Source organism: Nocardia aurantia (genome assembly GCF_009604425.1).
Lineage (GTDB): Bacteria > Actinomycetota > Actinomycetes > Mycobacteriales > Mycobacteriaceae > Nocardia > Nocardia aurantia.
Map to the genome: position 1 here is coordinate 230,160 of NZ_WEGI01000003.1, position 17,397 is coordinate 247,556.

15 protein-coding genes are annotated in these 17,397 nt (G+C 69.0%); 1 reads left to right on the top strand and 14 read right to left on the bottom strand.

Annotation, left to right across the window (positions count from 1 at the left end; translation table 11 throughout):
- Position 1: 1 nt before the first annotated feature.
- The 9 genes from NRB56_RS07510 to NRB56_RS07550 form a co-directional block, all read right to left on the bottom strand.
- The gene (locus tag NRB56_RS07510) at positions 2-1,078 is read right to left on the bottom strand and encodes an NADH-ubiquinone oxidoreductase-F iron-sulfur binding region domain-containing protein (protein ID WP_153339806.1); all 1,077 of its coding nucleotides are present in this window, start codon (positions 1,076-1,078) and stop codon (positions 2-4) included.
- The gene (locus tag NRB56_RS07515) at positions 1,075-1,641 is read right to left on the bottom strand and encodes a ferric reductase-like transmembrane domain-containing protein (RefSeq protein ID WP_153339807.1); all 567 of its coding nucleotides are present in this window, start codon (positions 1,639-1,641) and stop codon (positions 1,075-1,077) included. The genes NRB56_RS07510 and NRB56_RS07515 overlap by 4 nt, the downstream gene beginning before the upstream one ends.
- Positions 1,638-2,612 carry an FAD:protein FMN transferase gene (locus NRB56_RS07520; protein ID WP_153339808.1) on the bottom strand — a complete coding sequence of 325 codons (975 nt, stop codon included), beginning with the start codon at positions 2,610-2,612 and terminating at the stop codon, positions 1,638-1,640. Before NRB56_RS07520 ends, NRB56_RS07515 begins: the two co-directional genes overlap by 4 nt.
- Positions 2,609-2,896, bottom strand: a complete 288-nt coding sequence (locus NRB56_RS07525) for a hypothetical protein (protein WP_153339809.1) — start codon at positions 2,894-2,896, stop codon at positions 2,609-2,611. Before NRB56_RS07525 ends, NRB56_RS07520 begins: the two co-directional genes overlap by 4 nt.
- Before the next feature lie 322 nt (positions 2,897-3,218).
- Positions 3,219-4,436, bottom strand: a complete 1,218-nt coding sequence (locus NRB56_RS07530; protein ID WP_153339810.1) for a cytochrome P450 — start codon at positions 4,434-4,436, stop codon at positions 3,219-3,221.
- A complete protein-coding gene (locus NRB56_RS07535; protein WP_153339811.1) occupies positions 4,433-5,026 on the bottom strand; it encodes a TetR/AcrR family transcriptional regulator in 594 nt (197 codons plus the stop codon). Before NRB56_RS07535 ends, NRB56_RS07530 begins: the two co-directional genes overlap by 4 nt.
- Positions 5,027-5,044: 18 nt before the next feature.
- Entirely contained in the window at positions 5,045-5,194 is a 150-nt protein-coding gene (locus NRB56_RS07540) for a hypothetical protein (protein WP_153339812.1), read from the bottom strand.
- A gap of 234 nt (positions 5,195-5,428) precedes the next feature.
- Positions 5,429-6,889 (bottom strand): class I adenylate-forming enzyme family protein, encoded by a 1,461-nt coding sequence (locus NRB56_RS07545; protein ID WP_153339813.1) that lies wholly within the window; start codon positions 6,887-6,889, stop codon positions 5,429-5,431.
- Between the two features lie 109 nt (positions 6,890-6,998).
- Positions 6,999-7,697, bottom strand: coding sequence for a hypothetical protein (locus NRB56_RS07550; protein WP_153339814.1), 699 nt, complete (start codon positions 7,695-7,697; stop codon positions 6,999-7,001).
- 717 nt (positions 7,698-8,414) lie between these two features.
- Between NRB56_RS07550 and NRB56_RS07555 the strand changes: the two genes are divergently transcribed.
- On the top strand, positions 8,415-12,806 hold the full coding sequence (locus NRB56_RS07555) for a midas domain-containing protein (protein WP_153339815.1): 4,392 nt from the start codon (positions 8,415-8,417) through the stop codon (positions 12,804-12,806).
- A gap of 100 nt (positions 12,807-12,906) precedes the next feature.
- Here the strand turns inward: NRB56_RS07555 and NRB56_RS07560 are convergent, their stop codons facing one another.
- From NRB56_RS07560 to NRB56_RS07575, 5 genes are all read right to left on the bottom strand, one after another.
- Positions 12,907-13,647 carry an SDR family oxidoreductase gene (locus NRB56_RS07560; protein WP_153339816.1) on the bottom strand — a complete coding sequence of 247 codons (741 nt, stop codon included), beginning with the start codon at positions 13,645-13,647 and terminating at the stop codon, positions 12,907-12,909.
- Between the two features lie 195 nt (positions 13,648-13,842).
- Entirely contained in the window at positions 13,843-15,141 is a 1,299-nt protein-coding gene (locus tag NRB56_RS07565; protein WP_153339817.1) for an NtaA/DmoA family FMN-dependent monooxygenase, read from the bottom strand.
- Between the two features lie 89 nt (positions 15,142-15,230).
- Complete coding sequence (locus NRB56_RS38255) at positions 15,231-15,407, bottom strand: hypothetical protein (RefSeq protein ID WP_194290762.1); 177 nt, start codon at positions 15,405-15,407, stop codon at positions 15,231-15,233.
- Positions 15,408-15,821: 414 nt separating this feature from the next.
- Positions 15,822-16,220 (bottom strand): DUF4870 domain-containing protein, encoded by a 399-nt coding sequence (locus NRB56_RS07570; protein WP_153339818.1) that lies wholly within the window; start codon positions 16,218-16,220, stop codon positions 15,822-15,824.
- Between the two features lie 191 nt (positions 16,221-16,411).
- Positions 16,412-17,317: a phosphotransferase family protein gene (locus NRB56_RS07575; protein ID WP_153339819.1), complete on the bottom strand. Its 906-nt coding sequence runs from the start codon at positions 17,315-17,317 to the stop codon at positions 16,412-16,414.
- Positions 17,318-17,397 lie beyond the last annotated feature (80 nt).

The following is a 17,397-nucleotide window of genomic DNA, read 5'->3' on the forward strand; positions in this document are numbered from 1 at the left end:
ACTACTCCTCGGATCCGATGGCGGCGGTCATCGGCTGGTCGGAACATGCTGGGGCAGTGCCGAATACGTCGAGAGCGGAGGTCACCAGCCGAGCCACGCCGTCGGGGTGGCGGCAGGCGCCCCGGCCGGGCACCTGGCGCAGCGTCCGGGCGAGCCGGTCGGCGGCGGCCGGGGCCGGGTGGCGCAGCAGTTCGGCGAGGTGGTCGCGGAGGGCGGGCAGGCCGAACATGCAGGGCCCGCACTGCCCGGCGCTCTCCCCGGCGGCATAGGTCAGCGCGTCCAGAACCTCGTGCCAGGGATCGGCGCGGGCGTCGAGGACGCGCACCGTGCCCGCTCCGGGCGTGAAACCGAAGGGCGCCAGACCGATTCGGGACCAGGCGGCGTCCGCGGCGGCCGCGCGCAGGAATCCGCCGCTGAGTCCGCTCAGCCAGAGCGCGCGCACCGGCACGGTGGGACCGCCCGCGCGATCGAGGATCTCGGATACCGGCAGACCGGCCTCCGCGCTGTGCACGCCCGGGTTCGCGACCCCGCCGGCGAGGGTGACCAGCCGCGGTCCCGGCTCGTCGGCGGTACCGAAGGAGCGGAACCAGCGCACGCCGTGCTCGGTGATCTGCTGTATCCGCCATACGGTTTCGGCGTTGAGGACCAGCGTGGGCGGCAGCCTGCGCCCGTCGGCGTCGCGGCCGCCCGCGGCGATCGGCCGGAACCGCATGACCGGCCGCGCCGGGCCGCCGTGCGCGAGCCGGGTCAGCGCCGACTCCTCCGACGAGACGTAACGCCGTGGCACGTCGAGGGTGTCGGCACCCGCCGCGCGCAGTGCCGCCAGGGTGGCGGAGTCGCGGTGCGCGGCCACCCGGACCCGTCCGCGGGTGAGTTGCCCCGCACCCGAGAGCATCTCGGGAAGATGGTGGGCCACGACCCAGGCATCCTTGATCGCGTCGAGTTCACCGTCGCAGGCGTTCACGATCAGTTCGGCGTTGTGCCGTTCGGCCAGTTCGATTTTCGTGCCGGTGGGAAAGCCCGCGCCGCCGCGGCCGGTGAGTCCGGCGGCCAGCAGCAGATTCGACAGGGCGCTCATGACCATTCCTGGGCGGCGACAGCCGCGCGGCGGCGGCCGTCGGCGTCGAGGTGCCACCATCGCCAACCGGCCGCGCCGGTCATCGCGATGCCGCAGGCGACGGTGACGGACAACAGGATCGGCTCGCTCGTGGTCGCCATCAGCAGTGCGTGGATCTCCGCGATCGGGGCCAGCGCGTAGGCGAGCCGGTGCACCATCCGCCACGCGCGGTCCGGCAGCCGGTGCCGCAGCAGCGAGGTCGTGATCAGGGCCAGGAAGATGTCGAAGGCCAAGGCGCCCAGGCCGACCGGAAGGCGCCGGTAGCCGGCGGTGAACGGCACGACCGGGGACAACCAGCCGAGGTGGACGTAGCTGTCGGTCACCGCGGTCAGGATGTGTGCGGCCAGGAAGGCGGTCGTGCCCAGCGCCAGACTCCGGTGCAGGCCCATCGCCAGCACCGGGATCGTGCCGCGCGGTCGCGGGTGCGCGGCGGTCAGCAGGCCGAGCAGCACCACGAGTGTCAGCAGTACGAGGGTGACCACGCCCGAGGCGCGCGAGATGTACCACAACCACGGTGTGCTCATGACACGTGTTGCTCCGCCGCCGCGGGCCAGCCCGGGGTCGTGACGACGTCGCCGTGGACGGTGGTCAGCCGGGCCGGCACGCCGCGCTCGGCCAGCCAGCGCGACGCGCGATCGTCCAGGACGATGGCGGCGGTCGACGCGGTATTCGCTTGCACCGCATCGGGTCCCGCGCACGTGACCTCCGCCCATCGGGTGCGTGCGGGCAGGCCGGTGCGCGGATCGATGATGTGGTGGCGGTGGATGCCGTGGTCGTTCCAGGTCCGCAGCCGGGTGGACGAGGTCGCGAAGGCTTGGCCGGTCGACCGGACCACCTGGGCCACAACGTCGTTCCGGTCCCGGAGACCGATCGCCCAGCCCTCCGGCGGTGGATCGCCGACCACCGCGATGTCGCCGCCCAGGCTCACCAGGAAACCGCCCGGCCGTGTCGCGGCCAGTTCGGCCGCGATCGTGTCCGCCGCCCACGCCTTGGCGCTTGCCCCCAGATCGAGCAGCGTCCCCGCGGGCAGTTCGAGCCGGGATTGCCGCTCGTCCAGAAAGACTCGGCCGACCGGAGCCGGTCGCGGCGGGGCCGGTTCGCCGTCCCGCACGCCGTCGCGCCCGCGCACGGCGTCCAGATCCTCGTCGTAGCCACAGGCCACGAGCGCCGCGCCGACCGTGGGGGAGACGAGCCCGCCGGTCATCCGCTCGGCGCGCAATGCCGCCCGCAGGCAGGCGCCGAGCATCGGACCGACCGTAATTCGAAGACGTGCATCGTGTTTCGCGCGAGCCAGGTCGGCGCTGCGGGAATTGATCACCGCGAGCTCGCTGTCCGGGCGGAAACGCGAAGCGGCGCGGTCGAGTTCACCGAGCCGGGCCCGCAGCACCGCCGCCGCGTTCGCCAGTTCGTCCGGTTCGGTGCACACCACACCGACGGTGGTCCCGATCGCGGCGAACCGGGTGGACGCGGTGGTCGTGCCGCGCGCGGCCGTCATGACCCGGTCGTGTGCTCGTGCGGAGGCGCCGGGGTGGTGGTCACCGGCGTCGTCGGTGTCCAGCCGTCGGTGTCGCCGGGCGCGGGAGCCGGCGAGTCGGCGTCGACCGGCTGCGCGGTGCGCGCGGAATTCGCCGGCGCGACCTCGGTCTGCGCGGTGGCTTGCCCGGCGTGGTTCCCGTCGACCGCCAACGCCACCGTGAGCCCGCCGGTGGCGATGGTCGCGGCCACGAAGACTCCGGTCGCACCGCGGCGGACGCGCGACAGGCCAGTGTTCTGCTCCATGTGATCAGTCCTCTCCTCGGCGACCCGCCGAAAACGACTCGCCCGGATCAGGTCTACGGGGTTCGTCTGGGAACAAGACTGCGCGATCGCTCACAAGTCGCTGTGTTGCCGGCGTCCTGCGGTCGCCCGGACTGCCGGGCTCGGGTGCGGTCATGCCACTGTTCCTCTTCGTCGAGTCACAGATATAGAGATACGTTCTTTGTATCTCAGTATCACGATGAGACCACATGGTGGCCGCCACCACAAGATGTCGGCATGATTCGACCGGCCGCTTCACCGAATTCGGGCGCCCGGCCGGCCGGATCGGGGTCCGGGCGCGGATTCAGGCGGGAGCGGTGACGACGATCGGGAGGGTGCGCAGACCGCGCAGCACGGGGCTGGGAATGCGTTGCGGCTCATTCGCCGGCGACATATCGGGGACGCGTCGCGCGACGGCCTCGACGGCCGCCGTGGCCTCCATCCGGGCCAGGACGCCGCCGATGCAGTAGTGGATTCCGGCGCCGAAGGCGAGATGGTCCCCGATGTCGGGCCGATCCAACCGGAACTCGTCCGGATCCCGGAAGTGCCGCGGATCGCGGTTGGCGGATCCCACCAGCGGAAGCACGTACGCGCCGGCGGGGATGGTGGTCCCGCTCAATTCGACCGCGGTGGTGGTGATCCGGAGCAGCATTTGCGCGGGGCCGTCGAAGCGCAGGGTCTCGGCGACGACCGCGGCGGCCAGCTCCGGCTCCGCGTGCACCCGGGCCCGGATCTCCGGGTGATCGAACAGTGCCGCAACGGTGTTCGCGATCAGATTCGTCGTCGTCTCGTGCCCCGCGACCAGCAGCAGGATGCAGAAGTTGATCGCCTGGGAGGTCGTCAGGCGTTCCTCGCCGGCGCCGGTGAGCAGCGCGCTGATCAGGTCGTCACCGGGTGCGCGGCGTCGTTCCCGGACGATGCGGAAGAAGAACCGGGAGATGGCGATCGCGCTCCGGATCATCGCGCCGCGGCTGCCGTTGGTGAGCAGGCCCGCGATCAGCCCGTCGGACCAGCGCTGGAAATCGGCGCGCCGGTCGGCCGGTACGTCGAGTATCTCGGCGATGATGGCGGCCGGCAGCGGCGCCGCCAGATCGCGGACCAGATCCGGGAATTCGGCCCGCAGCAGGTCGTCGACCAGCTGCTCGGTGACCTCGCGGATGCGCGGCTCCCAGGCCGCGACGCGGCGTGGGGTGAAGGCGCGGCCGACCTTTCGCCGCAGCACGGTGTGGTCCGGGGGATCGCTGGTCAGCAGCACGCGGCCGACCGGGAGCAGCGCCAGCAGCTTGTCGAACCACTTCTGCGCTGCCGGTGTGGGATTGAACGGGTTGGTGTCGATCGCCGAGACCGCGGAGGAGAATCGGCGCGAGTCCCGCACGACGGTGCGCACGTCGTCGTAGCGGCTCACGATCCACAAGTCCGGATCGGCGCTGTGGTGGACGGGCGCGTGGTCGCGCAGCAGCGCATAGCTCGGATACGGGTCCGCGATGACGGCGGGATCGTGGAAATCGAAGGTGTGCTTCATTGTTCGGCCCCCAGTACAGTCAGCAACGAGTCCGCCCATTGATCGACGAACCGATCGTCGGACATGTCGAACGGGCGATGCTGGTGGATATCGGTCATCACCCAGTAGTTCTCGATCGAGCCCAGCCAGACGGTGGCCATGGCCTCGAAATCCCGCTCGGGAGCGGGTCCTTGCGCCGCCCGCTCGGCCAGCCAGTCCGCGAGGTACCGGTAGGAGGGCGCGAACAGCCGCTCGCGCGCCTGCGCCATCACCGTCGGGAACTGATCGGATTCCTTGATCATCACCCGAATCAGATTGCGCCAGTTGGTCATCAGCAACAGTGACCCACGCGCGATCAGTACGAGTTCGGCACGCAGATCACCCAGCGGGAACATCGGCGCCAGTGCGAAACCCGCCTCGGCGAGCCGGATGGCGGCCTCCACGGCCGCACCCAGCACCTGTTCCTTGGACCCGAAATGCGTGTACAGCGAGCCGGATCGGGGCGAGAGCCCCGCCGCCTCCTCGATCGCCGCGACACTGGTCGCGGCGTACCCCTGCTCGGCGAACAGCCGCAGCGCCTCCCGCACGATGCGGTCGCGAGTACCATCCATCTCGGCTTGTCCGATCACTCACTTGGATAAGCCGATCGTAGGTTTGTCTTTGGTTGTCCGCAAGGAGAAGTAGTCGCCGCCGGCCGCCGCCGGATCGACCGCCGCGCGAACCGTGGCCAGTGCGGCCGTTTCCGGGTCCTGCATCAGCCACCACGTGAACACGCGCATCCGCCGTCACGTCAGATTGGCCGGCTCGGATCGGAAATACGCGTGGGCCGAACTGTATCCGGTGGGCGCGGTCGACCCCGCCGTCACCTTCGCGGACCTCGAGGCCCTGACCGCGGGCTGCCTGGCCCACGAGGGCGCGGACCCGGCGCGAATCGTCGAGGTGGTCTGCCGCGGACTGCGAGCGACTCAGCACCGCAACGATTTCCGGCTGACCCGCGCCGCGGAGAGCGCGGGTCAGCCGCCGCGGGTCTGGAGCAGGCGGCCGCGGTTGACCTTGGTGGCCGCGCTGCGGGGAATGGCATCGACGATCTCGATGCTCTTCGGCACCTTGTAGGCGGCGAGGCGGGACTTCGCGAATGCCCGGATTCCGTCCAGGGTGGGAGGATTCGCCGGATCGGCGGGCTCGATGAGGGCGTGCACGCGCCGGCCCCATTCCGGATCGCGCAGGCCGATCACGACCACGTCGGTCACGCCGGGGTGGTCGATCAGGGCGGTTTCCACCTCGGCGGGAAAGACGTTCGCGCCGCCGGAGATGATCACGTCGACGCGGCGGTCGGCGAGATACAGGAAGCCCTCCTCGTCCAGGTGGCCCAGATCGCCGACGGTCACGAAACCGTCTGCGGTGGAGGTGGGTTGGGGCACGTCACCGAGATACGGGGCCGTCGGCGCGCCCGGGGCGCGCAGGTAGATCTCGCCGATCTCACCGGGCGGCAGCTGCTCGCCTGCCGGGCCGAGGATCCGGATCTCCGTGCCGCGCATGCCTCGGCCGACGCTGCCGCGGCGGGTCGACCACTCCTCGCCGGTGAGCGCGGCGAGGCCCAGGCCCTCGGTCATGCCGTACGCCATGAGGATTCGCTCGGCTCCGACCAGGGCGGACCACCGGTCCACCAGGGAGGGCGGCATGGGCGCGGCGCCCTGGGTGAACCACTCGATGCTCGACAGATCGCGATCGTCGATGCCGGGCAGATCCGCGATCCGCTGCAACATCGTCGGTGTGGCAGTGAAATTCGTGATCCGATACCGCTCGATCACGTCGACCACCCGTGCGGCGTCGAACTTCTCCATGACCACCAGGCGGTCGCCGGCCAGCATCGGGTACAGCGCCGAGAAGGCGTTCACGTGGTACATCGGCGCCAGCACCAGGACGGTCTGCGGGGTGGGGATCGGGCGCCAGCGGGTCATCATCGGGATTCCGGCGGCCGGGTTGTAGACCGACGGCGTTCCCGCCAGGATCACCTTGGGGGTGCCCGTCGAGCCGCTGCTGCAGATCCCGTGTGAGTACGGGGCGATCGCGTCGGGCAGGGTCGGTCGTTCGAGTTCGAGGGCCTCGTCGATCCACGCCAGATCCGCGTCGCCGAGATACACCCGGGGACGGATCACCTCGCGCAGCCGGTCGAGTTCCCAGTCCGGGACGTCCCAGCGCACCGGGACGGGTACCGCGCCGAGCTTCCAGGCGGCGAAGGTGCTCAGGACGAAGCGCGGTCCGTTGCGGAGTCCGATCCCCAGCAGATCGTCCTGTCCGACACCGCGTTTCGCGAGGGCTCCGGCCAATCGGCTGGACCGGTCGTCCAATTCGCCCCAGGTGACGGCGGGTTCGGAGCCGTCCGTGCCGATGTGCCGGTAGGCGATCTCGCCGGGGCTCCCGGCCCCCAGATCGCGGATCCGGCGTCCCAGGCCGACCTCGGTTTCCGTCATCGCTCTCCTTCGAACGGTGTGCCGCGGGAATCTCCGCACTGCTCCGCGGCACTTCAGCGATGATAGTAGTGTTCTCCATATTGTGGAGTGAGATTCTACTATTTACTGGCTATATGCGATACTGGGCGGTTTTGCACCGTCCGCGCCCGGCGTCATCCAGTGCACCTTCGAAGGCACGGTGGCCGCCGCGAGGGCTCGGGTCTCCGCATCCGGTTGCCCGGAGTTGTCCGCTCGGGCGGGCCGCGCCTACCGGTCGAGAGGCACGAAACACGAGCTCCTGCGGTATATCCGAGGTCCGGCCGGACCGGCCGATCGGGCGAGTGGCCGATGCCGTGGTGAGGCGCCGGATTTGCCCGCCCGGGATATCGGGCCGAAGCGGTCCGGCGATGCCGCTGTGGTGCGCAATCGCGCGGGACGGGCCGAGAAGCGGCCGATCACCCGGAACGCGGAACTCGAAGTGGTCGTCGCTTTCGGCATCCGTCGAAAGCCTCTCGACGGCTTCGTGCGGTTCGTCTACGGATTCGTCGCATGCGCCGCGAACGACATCCCCGAACGACGGGTCCGGGTGCGGCCACAAGGGCTTGTGAGAGAACGGATCGAATATCCTTCCGGTCTTTCGTGACCCGAGTTCGAAGTTCGGGAACACGCTGCCGGCGATGGGCACGACCGCGGTCCGCCGCGCCCTACCTGTCGTGGCGTCCCCGTGTGGGCCGGTCACGGCCGAAACGCAAAAATTCGCGTCGTGCTCGAGATCGCCGGGAAAGTTTTGCACTGGACGATGATTCGGCTCGAGGATCGTCGAACCCATCGTCCCGAATTGGATGTGCTCCCGCGAAAGCCCCGGCGCTGTCTTGATCCGGCATCGATCGCCCCGATTGTGTTCGCCGTACTCTGCGCTGGAATCCCCGGATTCGGTTGCGGCATCGTCGTATCCCGGCTGCGTGGTACTCGCTGTCGACGCGTCGGCCGGTAACGGATCGAAGGGTTGCTGCGGTCGACTCCCAGTCTCCTTCAATGCAATTGCTGCACGATTGCCGAGATGGATACGGTGTCGGTTGTCGGTGTCGGGCTCGCGGGACGGCCGCGGTGGTGTGGCGCGGGGTCGGTCGGCCCGGGTTCGCGGGCCCCGGAACCCGCTCGGCGGAGACTGAATTCGGGTCTGGCAATCTTTCGGCACACCCAACCGGGGCGGTGCCGGCGGGCCGATGGTCCGTGGCGCCGGGGCGTGGGCCCGTGCCGGGCGGCGAAATCCGGTAGGGGCCTTGATGGGGTGCGCGAATGCTTCTCATCTCGACCAGGTCACGGCTGCCTGAAGGTTGGCAATTCGGCTCGCCGCGCACCGGCTCGAGCGCTACAGTACCGACGTTCGGGCTGGTTGATGATCTTGGGATGTGGTGTGGCAGCAATTATTTCGTCGGGCAGGCGCATGCTCGGTAGCGGGTTCGGGTTGCGGGGACTCACCGGATGGGCCGCGCAGCGCCTTCGTGGAGCGCCGCGAACGAGCGAGGCCGAACCCGATGAATCGGTGGCCGACGACAAGGGCGCCGAGGCGCCGGCGGACGTCGACTCTCCCCCGCCGAAATCCACAGCAGCACCACAGGTTTCGGACGGCAACAACCCCGATAACGTGCGAGAGTGTAGTACCCCGGATGTCGAGCCGGGGATCGATCAAAGCTTTTCGAAAGGCCAGGCGAATATGACAACTCCCGACGACCGGGCGACGATCACCGACGACGCGACCGCCGCCGAGGAGACGACAGCTACCGGTAGCGAGGAGGCGGTAGCCGAGGGGGCAACCACCGCAACCGCTGTCGAGGAGCGTGTCGCGACGGAGGATGTGGTGGGGGCCGAGGGCGAGCCGGCCGCCACCGTCGAAACGACGGTTGCTGAGAGCGAGGCGCAGCCGATTGCTGCGGACATCGCTGTCGGTGACGAGGCGGAAACCGCGGCGGCCGAATCCCCGGTTTCCCAGCACGAGGGCATGACCGGCACTGTCGCTGAAACGGAGGAGGGCATCGCCGAGCAGGAGGCGGCCGATGCCGCTCCGGCCGGCGAGGAAGCGTCGCAGGACGATTCGGCGGCAACCGAGGATGCGGAGGCGGTCGCGGCCGACGAGACGGCCGTCGCCGAGAGCGTGGAGGACGGCGCCGCCGTCGAAAGCGATTCCGGCGCAGTCGAGGAGGTCACGAGCACCCCCGAAGCGGTGACCGCGAGCGATTCCGAGGCGCCGACCGAGGCGGCTTCGATCGCGGAGCAGGCCCAGGCAGTCGTGGCCGAAGCCGAGGCGGTTGCCGCCGAGGCCGCAGCAGCAGCCGCACCGGCCGCCACCGAGACCGAGGTTGTTCCCGACGCGGACGAGACCGATGCGGTCGCCGATAACTCTTCCATCGCGGAAGAGGTTGCGGTCGAAGATGTTTCGGGATCCGACGCCGAGGCCGACGAGCCCGAATCGCCGACTGCCGAGGTCGGCGATCCTGCGGTGTTCGATGAGGCGGCGGTGGTCGATGATGCCGTGGTGGTCGACGATGCCGCGGTTGCTGAGTCCGTGGTGGCCGACGACGAGCAGGCCCCCGATTCCGAACCGGTCGTGGCGGGGGAGACGGCCGAGGTTGCCACGGCGGACACCGAATCCACGCCGTTCGCTGCGATGGTGAACGTCGGTGATGGCGAACTTGCCGCTGAGACCGCCGATTCCGAGGTGGCGGTCGCCGATGCGGCCGAGACCGAGGCAGTTGCCGGTGATGAGGTCGAGGCCGAGACTGCGGAGGTCGACGCATCGAACGCCGACGAAGCCGAGTCCGCCGAAGCCGGTGAGCCGGTCGCCGAAACCGAATCGGTCGAGACCGAGGCTGTCGCCGAGCCTGCGGTGAGCGCCGCCGAGGTGGAGACTGCCGTAGCTGAGGCCACAGTCGAAGCCGATGCTGCTGAGCAGGATTCGGCGACGGACGTTGTCGAGGCTGCGGAGCCCGAGGTCGCCGAAGCCGACGAGGCTGCGGTGTCCGAGGTCGCTGCGGACGAGGTTGCCGAAAGCGAAGAGGTCGCGGAGTCCGACGCCGTTGTGGATGAGGCCGTGACCGACGACGCTGCCGAGGTCGATGAGACCGCTACGGCGGAGGCGGTTGCCGATATCGCCGAGGCCGAAGATGCCGCTGCTGCGACCGAGGTGGAGACTGCCGAAGCTGAGGACACGGTTGAAGCCGATGCTGCTGAGCAGGATTCGGTCACAGAGGTTGCCGAGGCTGTGGAGTCCGAGGTCGCCGAAGCCGACGAGGCTGCGGTGTCCGAGGTCGCTGCGGACGAGGTTGCCGAAAGCGAAGAGGTCGCGGAGTCCGACGCCGTTGTGGATGAGGCCGTGACCGACGACGCTGCCGAGGTCGATGAGACTGCCACGGCGGAGGTGGTTGCCGAGGCCGAAGATGCCGCTGCTGCTGCCGAGGTCGAGACTGCCGATTCCTCGGACGCTGTCGCCGAACAGGATTCCGCGGAGGCTGTCGCCGAACAGGAATCCGCGGACGCTGTCGCTGAGCAGGAATCCGTCGAGGACGCGGTCGCCGAGGGAGATGCTGCCGAAGGCGAGACGGCTGAAATCGCTGACGAAGCCGAGGCTGCTGAGGCGGTCGTGGCCGACGATGAGGTCGCCGATGCCGAGCAGGTCGTTGCCGAAGAGCCTGTGGCCGACGGTGAAGTTGTCGATGCCGAGCAAGCCGTTGCCGAAGAACTCGCGTCCGATGGTCAAGGTGCCGAGGCTGAGCAGGATGCCGGTGTGGAGCCTGTGGCGGAAGCCGTAGTAGCCGAGTCGGAGTCGGTGGAGTCGGCGGAAGCTGTCGCGGAAGAAGCTGTTGCAGACGAAGTGGTGGCCGAGGATGTCGAGCCCGCGACCGGGGTAGAGGTCGCTGACGAGGCGGCTGAGTCCGTCGCGGCCGATGACGAGATTGTCGAAGCCGAGCAGGTCGTTGCCGAGGAGCTCGCGGCCGAGGGTGAGATTGCTGAGGCTGAGCAGGACGCCGATGCGGAGCTTGCGGCGGAAGCCGAAGTAGCCGAGTCGGAGTCGGTGGAGTCGGCGGAACCTGTCGCGGAAGAAGCTGTTGCCGACGAAGTGGTGGCCGAGGATGTCGAGCCCGCGACCGAGGTAGAGGTGGCCGCCGAGGTCGCTGACGAGCCGGTTGAGTCCGTCGCGGCCGACGACGTGGTCGCCGAAGCTGAGCAGGTTGTTGCCGAGGGTCCTGTGGCCGATGCTGAGGTCGCCGAGGTTGAGCAGGTCGCCGGTGTGGAGCCTGTGGCGGAAGCCGAAGCAGCCGAGGCGGAGTCGGCCGATTCCACGGCAGCCGTCGCGGAAGTAATTGCCGCTGATGATGTGGTTGCCGAGGATCTCGAGGCGGCGGCGGTTGTCGAAGCCGCTCCTGGTGATGATGCGGCTGAGTCTGTGGTGGCGGAGGCTGAGGCGGTGCTCGGCGAGGAGCTGGCCGTCGAAGGCGAAGCGGCCGAGGCGGAGTCGGCTGAGACCGGCGACGCTGTGGTCGAAGAGGCTGCTGCCGACGACGTGGCTGTCGAGGTGGAGACAGTGGAAGCTGCCGCCGGCGATTCGGCCGAGTCTGTAGTCAGCGAGGTCGAATCGGAAGCTGTTGCCGAGACTCCGGCGGTCGATGTGGAGGTCGCGGAAGCCGAGGAGGCCCTCGACGCGCAGCCGGCGGCCGAAGGTGAAGCGGCCGAGACCGAATCGGTTGCGGAATTGGCCCCCGTAGCGGCGGTGGATTCCGAGACCGGGGCGGTTGCCGGAGTGGAGGGTGCCGACGAGGCGGCGGCCGACGCTGTCGCCGAGGCGATCCTTTTTGCCGCGGATCCGGTGGAGGAGGCGGAGGCTGCTGCCGAGGTAGCGGCTTCGACCGAGGAAGTCGCCGAGAATGTTGCGTCTGTCGAGGTGGCCGAAGCCTCGGAAGGCGAACTGGCAGAGCCTGACTCTGCTGAGGTTGAGGTTGAGGCTGTGGTCGGCGAGGTGTCCGAGGCTGAGGCGGTCGCCGAGTCCGAGGAAGCCGCGGGTGACGCCACGGCCGAGGCGGATGGCGAGTCCGAGGCTGTGGCAGAGGACGTTTCCGCTGTGGAGGCGGTCGAGACCGAGGTGGCTGCTGTCGGGGACGAGGCGCTGGATGCCGAGGAGGTCGCCGAGGTCGAGTTCGCGGTGGCGGACTCGGACGATGCGGACGAGCAGGCGGAGGTCGCCGGGGTCGGACCGGTCGTCGCCGAAGACGAATTGCCCGAGGCGGAGCCGGAGGTCGTCGAAGCCGCGGAAGCCTCGGTCGAGGGTGCGGAAGAGGCCGAGTCCGAGGAAGATTCGCTCGAAGCCGAAGCCGAAGCCGAAGCCGAAGCCGAAGCCGAAGCCGAAGCCGAAGCCGAAGCCGAAGCCGAAGCCGAAGCCGAAGCCGAAGCCGAAGCCGAAGCCGAAGCCGAAGCCGAAGCCGAAGCCGAAGCCGAAGCCGAAGCCGAAGCCGTTGAGGTGGAGGCCGAGGCGTCGGAGGGGGACGAGGCGGTCGCGGACGGCGACGAGATCTTCGACGGTGAGGCGGTCGAGGACGAGCACTCGGTCGTCGCCGAAGGCGATGTCGCCGACGAGTTCTCGGCGGTCGAGGCCGAGGACGACGCGGATCTGGTGTCCGCCGGTTCCGATCTCGTGACCTACTCGAGTCCAGTCGTGCTCGCCAACGCGGGCGTGTCCACCGGTGACGAGGCGGCCGCGGTGATCCGTGACCAGGCGTCGACGATCAGCGATCAGGCGCAGCTCATCGCGAAGCTGCGCCGGAAGGTGGCCGTTCTGGAGACGATCGTCAAAACTCAGGAATCCCAGTCGGATTCGCTGGCCGGTGTCGTCTCGACCTACAAGAACGAGCTGACCAGCCTCATGGCGGATCTGCTGGATCTCTGATCCCTCGTTGTCCAACCGACCACCGGGAAGTGCCCGCGCGCTGTGAAGCTCGGGCGCTTCCCGGTGGTCTTTCGTCCACCGGTCCGGTGGCGCACCGTGTTCAGGGCGTCGCCCGGAGCCAGTCGAGATAGTGGGTGGGCGCCAGGTGCGCGTCAGGGCCGGCGATGAGTTCGTCGCCGGTGACGGCGGCGAACATTCCCGCTGTGTCGTCGGTGACGACGGTGCGGTCGTCGCCGCGCGCCGCGAGGGTGATCCGCCCGAGTTCGTCGAGCGGGAAGACCTCCGGCCCGGCGACGTTCTGGATGCCCTGTAGCGGTGTGCCGAGCGCCGTCTCGGTGACGGCGTCGACGACGTCCGCGCCGGCCATCGGCTGCAGCCGGGTGGCGGGGAGGTGGACGGTGTCACCGTCGACGACCCACGACATGATCGAGTCGACGAACTCGAAGAACTGGGTGGCGCGCACGATCGAATACGGCGTGATTCCCTGGCCGAGCAGTGTCTCCTGCAAGGTCTTCGCCCGGTAGTAGGCCAATTGAGGCACCCGGTCCACACCGACGATCGAGAGCACGACCTGATGCCCGACCCCGGCCCGCGCTCCCGCGGACAGCAGATTGCCCATCGTGGTGCGGAAGAAATCGAGGGATGCGTCGTCGAAGGTCGGCGAGTTGGCCACGTTCACCACGGTGCCGGCGCCCGCGAGCGCCTCGTCCAGTCCCGCGCCGGTGAGCAGATCCACCCCGGTGGATCGCGCGGCCGGTGCGGCCTCGTGTCCGGCCTCGGTCAGTTTCCGGACCACCTGTGCGCCGATCCGGCCGGTGCCGCCGATGACTACGATCTTCATGACCCGCCTTTCACCCTGGTGATGGCCGAACACGCGGACTATCGGTCGGTTCACAGCATCACATCGGCAATTGCCTGTGGGCGGCCGTCCCGCGGATGTGACGCGAAGGTGATTCGATCGGCACGAGGATGTTCCCGGTTCCGGTTGCCGGTCACGATCCGGGCTCGCCGGGGCGGTGGGAAGGCGGCCGGTCGATCACTCGGCGAGCGGCGGGAGTGGCGGTAGTTCCAGATGCTCGCGGAAGGTGCCACCGGCGTGATCGCGACCGATGATGCCCCGGCGGCGCAGCTCCGGCAGCAGACCCGCCACCAGGAAGTCCTGGGTGCGCGGATCGCCCAGCCCGCTGAGGCCGATCAGGTCCAGCACGCCGGCGCGGTACCGTTCCTCGATCGCGTCGGCGATCTGCTCGGGTGTGCCCGCCGCGGCCCAGTGCCCGGTGTCCGCGGCCGCGATGATCAACTCGCGCAGTGTCTTTCCCGATCGCGCGAAGCGGTTGAAGATCTCGACCCGGCCGCGCCGCCGGTTGACCGACGCCGGTTCGGGCAGCAGCGATTCCGGGATCGGCCGGTCCAAGGGCAGGCCGGAGAGGTCGATTCCGCCACCGAGCATGTCCGCCAAGCCTTTCCGGCCGGCGTCGAAATCGGTGGCGTCGGCGCGCTCGCGGACGAGGCGGCGCACTTCCTCCTCCGTGGCGCCGTAGGTGGCGTGCAGTGAACTGAAGATCAGCGGAAGTCCCTCCGCGCGGCCGAGTTCGGCGGCGCGGGCCCGGATCCGCTTGGTGTAGGTCACCGCGTCCTCCAGGGTCGACAGCGACGTGAACACCACCTCGGCGTGGCGGGCGCCCAGTTCGACCCCGCCCGCGGACTGTCCGGCCTGGAACTGCACCGGCCGGCGCTGTGGCAGCGGCGGGATGTTCAGCGGGCCGCGCACCGTGAAATACGTTCCGGCATGGTCGATCCGGCGTACCCGCTCGGGATCGAGCACCGCGCCATCGTGGCCGTCGGCGGTGAGGGAGCCCGGCAGCCAGCTGTCGAACAGCGCGTTGGTGACCTCGAGGACCTCACCGGCTCGCGCGTAGCGCTCCTCCGGGCTGGGCAGGTCGCCGGCGCCGTAGTTCTCCTCGCCGACCGACGAGGTGACCGCGTTCCAGGCCGCCCGCCCGTTGCTGACATGGTCGAGCGTGCCGAACAATCGGGCGAGGTTGTACGGGTGGTGGAACGTGGTGGTGACGGTGGCGATCAGGCCCACCCGGCTGGTCACGGCGCTGAGTGCGGCCAGGAAGATCAGTGGTTCCTGCGCGCCGATCGCGCCCTGTGCCCCGAAACTCAGCAGGTCCGCGGCGAACAACGCGTCGAACCGATGCCGCTCCGCGAGTTTCGCGATCTCCAGCGCGTCCGCGAGGGTGGATCGCCGCGGATCGATCGCGGCTCCGTAGATTTTCGGCGATCCGCTGACTCCCGCAACGATTTTCAGTGTGCGCCGCCCGGTACCCATCCCTCGACGCTATCCGCCGGGCAGTCTCCCACCGCCGGTTACGATCACGCGGATTCCTTTCCGCGCCATCGTCACAGCGTGGTCTGCCCTCAGAGGCAGATGCTCACGCTGACCGGGGGGACCGGGATGTTGAGGCATACCGACGCCGAACCGTCGACGGCGGTCGCGGACTGCGGTGCGGCGGCGGACGCGGCAGGGGCGGCGAACAGACCGAGCGAGACAGCGATCGCGGCGACGGCGGACACTTGTGCGAACTTGGCAGTCATCGTGGCATTCCTTGTTGAGCGATTCGGCAACGGGCGGACCGATTTCGGCCCGGGTGCCATCATGCGCCGCTGCCCCGGCCCCGGCAAGGCCGTGCTGCCGATTCCCGCGCGCGGCCGAGATCGCTTGTGGTGGAGCACGAAACGAAAATTCGCGGTTCGCACCAGCTCGGCCCGGTATTTGCCGAGGGCCGCATTTCCACCGCGGAATTGTCTGCCGATCCGGCTGTGCGCCCGGTCGGAAATGCCACCGCCACCGGTCGGGTGCCGGCCGATGGCCCACGTGCGCCGGACGATTCATTCGTTTGGCGAACTAACGCGCGAGAATCGCACGATGGAGGACCCCGGACGACCGCTGACCAGTGGCGGCGTCGATCACGATATCCGGCATCGCGTTTCAGGATGCCGGGTCACTTCTCAGTTGACCGAATTGGCCAGCTGGTCGGCGTAGGGGGCGACCCACTTGCCGACGATCGGCAGCTCGGCACGGACGCCACCGGTGTTGTTGGCCTGGATCATCGCCATGACCCAGACGACCACGGCGAAGATGCCCACGGCCAGGCCGACGAGGCTGAAGAGGATCCCCACCACGCCGAGGACCGAGCCCAGGACGCTCAGCACGATATTGACGACCGACACCGCCCCGAAGAAGATGATCGATTGCGAGGCATGGAATTTCACATCGGGATCGTTCTTGCCCACGAAAAGGAAGATGATTCCGGTGAGCCACCCCAACACGTAAGACAGGATCGCACTGGTCTTTTTGTCCAAGCCGGCGGACGGCGGCGGGTTGATGGGAGGCTGGGGAGTCGTCATGGTTCTAACTTTCAGTTCAGGAGCCTGCTGACGCAAGCATTATGAAGTGCTCCGCCGATGTCCGCCAACCGAATCCGGCGCCGAGCCTCGATGGTTGCTGGAACGAGATGAAAATTATCGCGTGGCCGGTAACCGGCCGGGTTTCGGCGTTGCCACAGAAGATGAACAGGACACGGCCGAGGGGGGGTCGGTCAGCCCTCGGGATCGACGCCGGCCGGGTACAGCCAGGACAGCGCGGCCCGGCCGAGATCGAGATACCGCCGGTCTCCGGTCTCGAGCCCGTAGGCCATGTCCTCCAGCGCGGCGCATCGGGCGTAGAACGCGGCGCGGACCCGCAGCGATTCCGGTTCGCGGGTTCGACAGTGGCGCAAGGCGGTATCGAGGGCGGCCGATCCCAGATCGCGGTAGATCAGGCCGAAATCGTAGGCGGCGTCGGTGATCGCCGCGTCACTCCAGTCGATCACGCCGGTGACCGTTCCCGAATGCGGTTCCACGAGAATGTGTTCGATCCCCAGATCGTTGTGGGAGAACACCGGGGCCCGGGCGTCGTCCGGCGGCGGGGCCGCCAGGAACGATTCCACGGCCGATCGGCGCGCACGGGGAATCTCGCCCGCGACCGACTCGTAGGTCCGCGTGGCCTCGTTGTGCCACACCGTCGTCGGCTCGTGGTCGACATCGACGAGTCCGGCGAAGCGTTCGACGGGAACGGCGTGCAGCGCGTCGAGGAAACGTCCGAGCGTGACCGCGATCGAGTCCGCGTGCGCCGCCCGGCGCGCGGGTTCCAGCTCGATCAGCGGTGTCCCCGGCACTTTTCCGTAGGCCAGGCAACCTCGTTCGGGGGCGACGAAACGCGGCTCGGGCACCGGTATCGGTGAGATGCCCGCGACCGCGGTCAGCAGCCGGGCCTCGGCCTCGACCCGCGTGGCCCGCGCCCGGGGATCGGATTCCGCGGCGAACCGCACGATGAGCTCGGCGTTCACCTCGTAAGCGGTATTGTCCTGCCCCGCACCGAGCAACGTCACCGACTCGATCCGGTAGCCGGGCAGGCACGCGACCACGACGTCCCGGACGTAAGCGGCTCGATCGGGGATTCCCATGCCATGGACTGTAATTCGGCTACGGCCGCCGCCGGAACATTCCGGCGGCGGCCGTCGTCCGGCACCCCGAGGGTGCGATG

Excerpts from the sequence above, each read along its gene's own strand:
- NRB56_RS07575 (WP_153339819.1), bottom strand. The coding sequence starts at position 17,317 with ATGGGAATCCCCGATCGAGCCGCTTACGTCCGGGACGTCGTGGTCGCG.
- NRB56_RS07510 (WP_153339806.1), bottom strand. The coding sequence starts at position 1,078 with ATGAGCGCCCTGTCGAATCTGCTGCTGGCCGCCGGACTCACCGGCCGC.
- NRB56_RS07560 (WP_153339816.1), bottom strand. The coding sequence starts at position 13,647 with ATGAAGATCGTAGTCATCGGCGGCACCGGCCGGATCGGCGCACAGGTG.
- NRB56_RS07535 (WP_153339811.1), bottom strand. The coding sequence starts at position 5,026 with ATGGATGGTACTCGCGACCGCATCGTGCGGGAGGCGCTGCGGCTGTTC.
- NRB56_RS07570 (WP_153339818.1), bottom strand. The coding sequence starts at position 16,220 with ATGACGACTCCCCAGCCTCCCATCAACCCGCCGCCGTCCGCCGGCTTG.
- NRB56_RS07525 (WP_153339809.1), bottom strand. The coding sequence starts at position 2,896 with ATGGAGCAGAACACTGGCCTGTCGCGCGTCCGCCGCGGTGCGACCGGA.
- NRB56_RS07565 (WP_153339817.1), bottom strand. The coding sequence starts at position 15,141 with ATGGGTACCGGGCGGCGCACACTGAAAATCGTTGCGGGAGTCAGCGGA.
- NRB56_RS07550 (WP_153339814.1), bottom strand. The coding sequence starts at position 7,697 with ATGGGTTCGACGATCCTCGAGCCGAATCATCGTCCAGTGCAAAACTTT.
- NRB56_RS07520 (WP_153339808.1), bottom strand. The coding sequence starts at position 2,612 with ATGACGGCCGCGCGCGGCACGACCACCGCGTCCACCCGGTTCGCCGCG.
- NRB56_RS07515 (WP_153339807.1), bottom strand. The coding sequence starts at position 1,641 with ATGAGCACACCGTGGTTGTGGTACATCTCGCGCGCCTCGGGCGTGGTC.
- NRB56_RS07545 (WP_153339813.1), bottom strand. The coding sequence starts at position 6,889 with ATGACGGAAACCGAGGTCGGCCTGGGACGCCGGATCCGCGATCTGGGG.
- NRB56_RS07540 (WP_153339812.1), bottom strand. The coding sequence starts at position 5,194 with ATGCGCGTGTTCACGTGGTGGCTGATGCAGGACCCGGAAACGGCCGCA.
- NRB56_RS38255 (WP_194290762.1), bottom strand. The coding sequence starts at position 15,407 with ATGACTGCCAAGTTCGCACAAGTGTCCGCCGTCGCCGCGATCGCTGTC.
- NRB56_RS07530 (WP_153339810.1), bottom strand. The coding sequence starts at position 4,436 with ATGAAGCACACCTTCGATTTCCACGATCCCGCCGTCATCGCGGACCCG.